The sequence below is a fragment of the Okeania sp. SIO2C9 genome (genome assembly GCF_010672455.1).
Lineage (GTDB): Bacteria > Cyanobacteriota > Cyanobacteriia > Cyanobacteriales > Microcoleaceae > Okeania.
Map to the genome: position 1 here is coordinate 20,841 of NZ_JAAHGO010000097.1, position 6,906 is coordinate 27,746.

A 6,906-nucleotide genomic window follows, 5' to 3' on the forward strand; every position below is an offset into this window, starting at 1 on the left:
GAGTCCGGGGAGCAGTCAATCAACAATCAAATTATTAGTAACATAGGAGTATCCAAAATATGGCCAATATATCAGGAGATAACAATGATAACCTCTTAATAGGCTCTCAGGAACCAGACCTAATGGAAGGGTTTGGCGGAAATGATACCATTTTTGGTGAAGCAGGAGATGATACTCAAGACGGTGGAGAAGGAGAAGATGAAATTATTGGTGGTATTGGATCGGACTCTTTAATTGGCGGTGAAGATAATGATTTATTACAAGGAGAAGATGGCCGTGACTCTGCATTAGGCGGTCTTGGAGATGATAGTATTGAAGGTGGTCCGGGAAATGATTTTTTAGCAGGAGAAGAAGGCAACGACTCGTTATTTGGACAGACCGGAGATGACTCCGTAATTGGTAATGAAGGAATTGATTTAGTTACTGGAGGAGATGGTAACGATACATTAAGAGGTAGTGAAGGAAATGATAGTCTCTTTGGAAATATTGACGATGACGTAATATTTGGAGATAGTGGAGATGATATTGGAAATGGCAGTATAGGTAATGATTCTCTTTTTGGTGGTGATGGTAATGACTCTCTAGATGGAGGTAGTGGTGATGATACTCTATTTGGAGAAGCAGGTGATGATACTCTATTTGGAATTAATGGCAGTGATTTTATTAATGGTAATAGAGGTAACGATCAAATCTTTGGTGGAGAGAATTTGGACAACCTTCGCGGTGGAAAGGGTAATGATACAATTTTTGGAGAACAAGAAAACGACTCCCTCTTTGGTGACGCGAATAATGACTTAGTTATTGGTGGTATTGGTGATGATACATTATTTGGTGGAAAGGATAATGATACACTTCAAGGTAGTGATGGTAATGATTCTTTGTTAGGCGATCGAGGCAACGATATATTATTTGGAGATGCTGGAGAAGATACCTTAACGGGGGGCGAAGGTTCCGATATATTTGTGTTACCTGGAGAATTAGGTAATATTGATGTGATTAATGATTTTAGTCCTTTGGAAGATTTCTTGGCCTTAGATGGTGACTTAACTTTTGGCGATTTAACTTTTGAACAAGGAACTGGTTTAAATTTCCGAGATACATTAATTACTATAGATAATGGTAGATTATTAGCAGTATTAGTAAATGTTCCAGCTTCAATAATTACAGAAGAAGACTTTTTGACACTCTCAACGTTAAATCAAAGATTATAACGGGAGATTCTTGCGAGTGCTGACGCAAAGCTGCGCTAACCCAGATTCTTAACTAGGCAACAAATCAAACAAGTTGAGTTGTACCCCCGCGACTACCATCTCCACAAGCTTTTTCTTTAAACCGTGTGCCCCACGGCTATTAATCATTAATAACTGATGATGGATTAATTTGCAACCCCTCACTCAATTAACTTAGCACCTGGAAATACCGAATCGCCGTTAAATCAGCACGATGATAACGGGAGTCCTCTTTCAAGATTCTTGATAGACAATATTAGTCAAGCTTTACCTGAATCTACATCAGACCAAGAAATGTTATAAATCTTCATCAGACCAATTTTCTAAAATATAGCGTAGTCTTAATCGGGGAATATAAGGCCAACCTCCCTTTGCCTCAATATCTTTAAGTAAATTGTAGAGTGCTTGACGATTATCTGGTAATACTTGTTGAAATAAACCTTCTCTGAGTTCTTGATGTAAACCTTCCAGAGTTCGTAGTATAGCCAACATTGCCATTGGATCGTCGTGATGATTTTTTGCTAAAGCTCTTAGTGAATGTGTCAATGATTGTAAATCATTGTGTAATTGTGTTGACTGATTGTCTGTATTTGTATCCATAATTATCAATTAACATCAAAAAATTATTTTAACTAGCTATCAGCTTTTAGCTATCAGCACTTCAGCTTTTATAGATCTAAAAATCCCTGGCTTCTTATATAAGCCCTGATCGTATCTTTGCACGGGGTACGGGTTTTTGGCTGCCCTCCTCAGAACTCAGTCCTCACAAGTCAAGAAATTCAGAAATATAAAAAAGGTAGAAAAATGCTTCCATCTCCCCATCTCCCCATCTCTCCATCTCTCCATCTCCCCATCTCCCCATCTCCCCATCTCTCCACCTCCCCCTCTATTTTTAAATAGGGCTTGCTGATTAAATCTAAAAGCATTGACAGATATTGGTTTTAGCGTTTTAGAGTTCAAAAAAGTACCAGCTTTGGAATGGCAAGAGCTGCATAAAGCTAGTATTTTGGGACGATTATGGCAGAAAAATTGAGGGACAAAACTTAGCTCCTACCTCCTCTACATTCCCCGTTCCTCCTGTCTCCTGTCTCCCCCTCCTGGGAGGGGGAGGGGCGAGGGGTGGGTTGTCTCCTACAAAGAGCAAAAAAACTTTCCATACGCAAACCCTAAATAGAACCCATTTGGGATCTATAAGCCAGATGGTTGAGGAGAAATTAAAATCTCCTTTCTGTTCCGGAATACTCGGCAAACAAGGGCATCTCAAAAAAAATCTGCTGCTGAAAGCTTACTGCTTCTTTAATCAGTTTTGACTTATTTATATAAACTACCAGGCTCTAAATTAATTTGCCCTCGTATTGGTAATTCAAAAATATCTTGCTTGTTCTAGATATTAATTTTATGTTTTTCTCTTAATCCTAAGTTTTGATCGATTAAAACTAAATTACTTATCACGATATTTTAACTTAAGCATATTTACTTATGCAATTTTAATTTATATAACTGACTTAGGAATAAAGTAACAAGCAATGTAAAATACTATTTTGGATAAATACAAAGATAAATCAGCTTTGAATTACAGTCCTTTTTTCAGGAAATGGGCATAGGTACATGAGTTTAAACACCTATCAATGCTAACAGAAGTATGAAAAATTTACCCTGACAAAAGCCACTTGAGAAGGTGAAGTACAACTATGATTCTATCTACCCTAACTTCCGATAAAATCTAAAATCTAAAATTGGATTATTCATACTGCGTAAATACAAAACGTAGTAGCAATGTTAATTGTTGAATATTGAATCTTGAGGTTAACAATGAGGTATCGCACTTTAATTGCTGCACTATTAGCTGTGTGTTTGAGTTTTTTGACAGCTTGCTCAGAAGGTCCAGATAGCAGTCAAACACTTACTTATGATGACATTGTAAATACTGGCTTGGCTAACAACTGTCCTGAGTTACCAGAAACAGCTCGTGGTTCCATTGCCCTTGACCGCGATAGCTCTTATATTTTGACAGATTTGTGCATACAGCCAACTGAATATTTTGTCAAGGAAGAACCTACTAACAAACGCCAGAAAGCAGAATTTGTAGAAGGAAGAAAATTGACACGATATACTTCTAGCTTAGACCAAGTAACAGGGGATCTGATCTTCGATCAAGATAACGCATTGACATTTAAGGAACAGTATGGTATTGATTTTCAGGCTATAACTGTTCTCTTACCAGGTGGTGAGGAGGTACCTTTTCTATTTACCGTCAAAGGACTTGTTGCTAAAAGTCAGCCTGGTGTTTCTGCTATCAATACCTCTATTGATTTTGAGGGTATATATAATGTTCCTTCCTATCGAGGTTCCAGCTTCCTAGATCCAAAGGGTCGTGGTGTTACCTCAGGATATGATAATGCAGTAGCTTTACCAAATCGTGCAGATGATACAGAGTTTAGTAAAGCTAATGTCAAGTTTGCAGATACCAGTCTCAAAGCTGGTGAAATTTCGCTGAAAATTTCTAAAGTAGACAGCGAAACTGGTGAAATTGCTGGTATCTTTGAAGCAATTCAGCCTTCTGATACAGATTTGGGCGCAAAAGAGGCTTTAGAAGTTAAGGTTGGTGGTACTTTTTACGGTAGGGTAGAGACAGCTTCTTAAGCTAGATTATTGGGTCTGAAATTAAATTGCTCGTGCAACTTATCTCAACGTTGGTTGAAGACCCACGCTCTCCTGACAAGGGAGCGTCGGGATGTTTGCGCAGCATTCCGCAGGAAAAACTAATTAATGTTGCGGTTTTTCCAAAACGTATGCTATTTTAGTTAAACTGAGGCTGCTGGTCTAGCAGTGTCTAGGGGAGCCGTCGGATTGTCGACGTAGTGTGGAGCGACCTTCAGACCAAAAAGAGGCTCGACCTCGGACTTGACATCCTCCCGACACTGCTCTACGGGACAGCGCGGGATTCTCGTTCCATAAGTGGTAGGGGTTTTCTGCTTCGTAGCACGCGCCTTCCGGGATTTACTCCCTTCTGGTCTTACAGTCGTTCCACAGACTGACACTGCTTGCCCAGCATCCAAAATATTTATGGCATTGCATAATTGCGGAATGATTTTGTCAGAAAGCACAAACCATAATCCCCGTGTCTTCCTGTCTCCATGTCTCCGTGGAGCGCCAAAATCATCCCAGTATTCAGCAACGCCGAACATTTCGCTAGATAGACTTGACCATCCTTCCACTTAAAAGCTGATCTAGTGAACTCAGGACTACCACCATTACGTTTTTTCTTGAAATTAGGATAAATAGCGCGTCCACTAAAGAAGTTGTTCAACAATTAATAATGAATAATGAATAATTACCTCTCCTTGAAAGAAGAGGATTGACAAAGAGATGAAAATTTTTCTTTATTATCCCCGAAAAAAGGGGAGGCACATACCCACAATTTTTCGGTAAAAGCTGTTTGTAGATTTCTTAAGCCTTGCTGTAATGGAACGCTGCTAACTTCTGTGAGGAAATCTAAATCTTCTTGTTTTTTCCCGTTCGTCAGCATATCAGAAGTTTGCTTATACCCTACTCGCTCTTTGTTCTCATACCAAGCTTGAGTTCTAGCAGCTAAAGCTTTATTGTAGTGACAACGCACACAACCCAATGTCCTCCGCAAAAGATTCTCCTGTTCTGGAGTTGGGTAGAATCTAAATTTGTACGCTTTCTCAACAATTTACTGCTTAGCGAAAACTTCTTACATTTTAACATATTATGTGTGAAACCACTGTTATTGATTGGCATTCCCATCCGTCCGCTCCCACAGGCCAGAGAGCGCGGGTATAAATGCCAACATTTAGATAAACTGTGTCTAATATCACACTGCAAGACTCTAAAACTCACAGCAATTATTTTATAAATATATAACTATAGTAGACGATGTGTAAAAATATAGTGCGTATGTGATTTACCATCAGTAGGTCCCTATCAAAATCATAATATACCTATGTCTACCACTATCACTAAAGAACTAAAAAGTGAAAACCTGGAATTGTTGCGCCAATATCAACAGTCTCCTTCTCATCATCTGCGCAACCAATTAGTTAAACTGAATGTTGGACTTGTAAGAAAGGAAGTTTACCATTGGTTGAATAGGTGTACCGAAACCTACGACGATTTACTCCAAGTAGGTTGTATTGGATTAATTAGAGCAATTGAGCGATTTGATATATCGAAGGGACGAGCCTTTAGTTCTTTTGCTACTCCTTATATCAGGGGTGAAATTCAGCATTATCTAAGAGATAAAAGTCCTTCTGTACGAATTCCCAGAAATTGGCTAGCTATGGATCGGCAGGCCACAAAAGTTATACAATACCTCCGAGTGAAGTTAAGGCGGAAACCTACAGATTTAGAGGTGGCCTCTGCATTGGATATTTCTTTAGAGCAGTGGCAAGAAATTCAATTAGCTTGTCGTAACCGTGCTCCTCTAAGTTTAGACGCTCCAGTTCAAGATGAAACAAATGGAACCACTTGTTTAGGAGAATTAGTTCCAGATACTCAGTATCGTAGTTTTCAGTTAGCTCAAGAAGACCAAATTCGTTTACAGCAAGGGCTGGCCAAACTAGAAGAAGGTACTCGTAAGGTTTTGGAGTTTGTTTTTCTCTGTGACTTGACTCAGAAGGAAACTGCCGAGCGGATGGGGATCAGTGCAGTTACTGTTTCTCGAAGAATCAAGAAAGGGTTAAAGTCTTTGCAAAAGATCATGCAATAGCAATTAATAAAAGAAGGAGGAAGAAATAAGTTTTTAGTTATCTAGAAGAAAAGGTTAACTATTAGAAATCTTCAAAAATTAAATATTCCTATTCTCCAAAAATTAAATATTCCTATTCAAACAACTTTTCTAGAGAGGTTATATACAGTCATTTTAATTCATATTAAAATAACCTCTGCTGTCAATCCAGAGCAATTTTTCCTATTATCCCTACTCCCTTTCCCCTGCTATGCTCACCAGGGTAAATTTTTTGCTTTCCAGTTGTAACTAGACTTGGAGGACAAGGAAGAGAAGGAAGACAAGGGAGAAAAAAGTGTAGATATTATGAGTTTGAATTTTCCTTATTTCTGCTTACTCATAGATTTATTAAAATTATCTAAATGTTGGCTTTTATACCCGCTTTCTCCACGTCGGGAGCCTCAGGATTAAGATTTGGGGCAGTCTTGTAACCGTAATGGTATTGAATAAAAAATAATGCTACGAATAATGAAGACTTGGAACTCACTACCCTTGGGTAATATCAGGGATGGGAATGTGCGATTCGTTTAACCTAAAATAGGCTGAAAAGTCTATATGATTTGTATTTTTGAGGGAGTTTGGGTCAGGATTCGGTGATTCGCTCCTCTTCAAAAAGTCTTGCCATGGCACAATTAACCCATACCACAAGCGGGGGGATAATTAACTTAAAAGTTGTTGCAATGCTGATACAGAAATAGTTTCAGCCTAGGTTCGACTATCTGACTATTCTCCCTCGGCAAGTTTTCGGCCCGCTGTAATTATTCTAAACTCCAGATTAAAAGAAAGAGGATGCATTAGGTTTTTTCCTACCCACAATTTTTTCCATCTCCCCATCTCCCCATCTCCCCATCTCCCCATCTCCCCATCTCCCCATCTCCCCATCTCCCCCTCCCCCCCCCTCCCCCCCCCCCCACCCCCCCCACTCCC

General features: G+C 39.2%; 5 protein-coding genes and 2 pseudogenes. 3 read left to right on the forward strand and 4 right to left on the reverse strand.

What is annotated here, in order from left to right; genetic code table 11:
* Positions 1 to 59 precede the first annotated feature (59 nt).
* The gene (locus F6K23_RS35690; protein WP_293165259.1) at positions 60 to 1,211 is read left to right on the forward strand and encodes a calcium-binding protein; all 1,152 of its coding nucleotides are present in this window, start codon (positions 60 to 62) and stop codon (positions 1,209 to 1,211) included.
* Between the two features lie 315 nt (positions 1,212 to 1,526).
* Here F6K23_RS35690 and F6K23_RS35695 read toward each other — a convergent pair whose 3' ends face one another.
* Positions 1,527 to 1,829 (reverse strand): hypothetical protein, encoded by a 303-nt coding sequence (locus tag F6K23_RS35695; protein ID WP_293165261.1) that lies wholly within the window; start codon positions 1,827 to 1,829, stop codon positions 1,527 to 1,529.
* A gap of 1,212 nt (positions 1,830 to 3,041) precedes the next feature.
* Between F6K23_RS35695 and F6K23_RS35700 the strand changes: the two genes are divergently transcribed.
* Positions 3,042 to 3,872, forward strand: a complete 831-nt coding sequence (locus F6K23_RS35700; RefSeq protein ID WP_293165263.1) for a photosystem II manganese-stabilizing polypeptide — start codon at positions 3,042 to 3,044, stop codon at positions 3,870 to 3,872.
* A gap of 529 nt (positions 3,873 to 4,401) precedes the next feature.
* Here F6K23_RS35700 and F6K23_RS35705 read toward each other — a convergent pair.
* A pseudogene (locus F6K23_RS35705) lies at positions 4,402 to 4,533 on the reverse strand (RNA-guided endonuclease TnpB family protein); the annotation flags it as partial.
* A gap of 126 nt (positions 4,534 to 4,659) precedes the next feature.
* A pseudogene (locus F6K23_RS35710) lies at positions 4,660 to 4,926 on the reverse strand (helix-turn-helix domain-containing protein); the annotation flags it as partial.
* 270 nt (positions 4,927 to 5,196) lie between these two features.
* On the opposite strand from F6K23_RS35710, the gene F6K23_RS35715 reads away from it, so the two are divergent.
* Complete coding sequence (locus tag F6K23_RS35715) at positions 5,197 to 5,961, forward strand: RNA polymerase sigma factor SigF (protein WP_293165265.1); 765 nt, start codon at positions 5,197 to 5,199, stop codon at positions 5,959 to 5,961.
* Between the two features lie 741 nt (positions 5,962 to 6,702).
* Here F6K23_RS35715 and F6K23_RS35720 read toward each other — a convergent pair.
* Positions 6,703 to 6,861: a hypothetical protein gene (locus F6K23_RS35720; protein ID WP_293165267.1), complete on the reverse strand. Its 159-nt coding sequence runs from the start codon at positions 6,859 to 6,861 to the stop codon at positions 6,703 to 6,705.
* Positions 6,862 to 6,906: the final 45 nt, after the last annotated feature.

Excerpts from the sequence above, each read along its gene's own strand:
- F6K23_RS35690 (WP_293165259.1), top strand. The coding sequence starts at position 60 with ATGGCCAATATATCAGGAGATAACAATGATAACCTCTTAATAGGCTCT.
- F6K23_RS35695 (WP_293165261.1), bottom strand. The coding sequence starts at position 1,829 with ATGGATACAAATACAGACAATCAGTCAACACAATTACACAATGATTTA.
- F6K23_RS35700 (WP_293165263.1), top strand. The coding sequence starts at position 3,042 with ATGAGGTATCGCACTTTAATTGCTGCACTATTAGCTGTGTGTTTGAGT.
- F6K23_RS35715 (WP_293165265.1), top strand. The coding sequence starts at position 5,197 with ATGTCTACCACTATCACTAAAGAACTAAAAAGTGAAAACCTGGAATTG.
- F6K23_RS35720 (WP_293165267.1), bottom strand. The coding sequence starts at position 6,861 with ATGGGGAGATGGGGAGATGGGGAGATGGGGAGATGGGGAGATGGGGAG.